Below are 1216 nucleotides of genomic sequence, written 5' to 3'. Positions count from 1 at the left end.
CTGTGAACGCGTCGCGTGATTCACACTCGCCGAGGAAGAACTGATGGCTGCGGTTCAGTTGGGACGCGCGACGGTGACGCGGGTGTTGGAGCTGCGGTTCGACCTGCCCACCGGCGCCTTCGCGCACACGCCGCCCGACGGGTGGCAGGACAACGCAGACCTGCTGGCACCGGACTTTTTCGACCCCGACACCGACCGGTGGCACATCGCGATCCAGAGCTGGGTGATCGATGTCGACGGACTGACCGTCGTCGTCGATACCGGCGTCGGCAATGACCGGACGCGTCCGCAGACGCCGCCGCTGGACCATCTGAACACCGGATACCTGGCCGCGCTGCAGTCGGCGGGCATCGACCGGGACGCCGTCGACGTGGTGGTCAACACGCACCTCCACTCCGATCACGTGGGATGGAACACCACGTTGCGGGACGCAGTTTGGGCGCCGACTTTTCCCAACGCCCGCTACCTGGTCCCCGACCCCGACTACCGCCATTTCCACCCCGATGGGACTGCGGCACAACGTACTCCGACCACCGAGGCGGAAGCTCAGCAGCAGCTCGGTGACCGGCTGGTATTCGAAGACAGTGTCCTGCCCGTCGAGGAGCAGGTCGTCCGATGGTCGGATGATTACCGGATCAGCTCATCGTTGCGGTTACGGCCCGCGCCCGGGCATACTCCCGGCTCCTCGGTGCTGTGGCTGGACGCGGGCCGGCGGGCGGTATTCGTCGGCGATCTCACCCACAGCCCGATACAGGTGCGTCGCCCCGACGACGCCTGCGCCTTCGACATTGACCCGGGCGCAGCCGCCATGACCCGGCACCGGATATTTTCCGAAGCCGTCGCGGCCGGGGCGACCGTGGTGCCCGCGCACTATCCGGGCCACGGGGGTGCGACACTGCGCGCCGTCGCCGACCGATTCGACGTCGACCACTGGATGGACATCGAGCCGCTTTAGCTCAATCGCACCGGCACCGATTCGTAGACGGTCATGTTATTGGCCAGGTGCGGCAGCCGCAGCCCGGGCTCGCCCACCTCAATCCCATTGCTGCGCAACAGACTCTCATCGAGTCAGGCTGTCAACGGTTTATTTTGGGGCACGCGGTGCAGTGGTCCACCGGCAATATCGGCAAGCGGGCGGAGCGACCTTTTCTTGGCAACGGATTCGAGCCGCGGCGGGCAATGGTGCCGAGTATGAAACACCCGACGCGACACGCGG

2 protein-coding genes are annotated in these 1216 nt (G+C 66.2%); both read left to right on the top strand.

The genetic code is table 11. The features are described 5' to 3' along the window. The first annotated feature begins 43 nt into the window (after positions 1 to 43). Complete coding sequence (locus tag AC5Y7D_RS30840; protein WP_499929973.1) at positions 44 to 955, top strand: MBL fold metallo-hydrolase; 912 nt, start codon at positions 44 to 46, stop codon at positions 953 to 955. 47 nt (positions 956 to 1002) lie between these two features. Beyond that, the coding region (locus AC5Y7D_RS30835; RefSeq protein WP_499929971.1) for a hypothetical protein at positions 1003 to 1216 on the top strand (214 nt) is incomplete at its 3' end.

This window comes from Mycobacterium sp. NGS49 (genome assembly GCF_059812565.1).
The sequence above is the reverse complement of the archived record's forward strand: the minus strand, read 5'-3'. Positions and strand labels throughout refer to the sequence as shown.

Excerpts from the sequence above, each read along its gene's own strand:
- AC5Y7D_RS30840 (WP_499929973.1), top strand. The coding sequence starts at position 44 with ATGGCTGCGGTTCAGTTGGGACGCGCGACGGTGACGCGGGTGTTGGAG.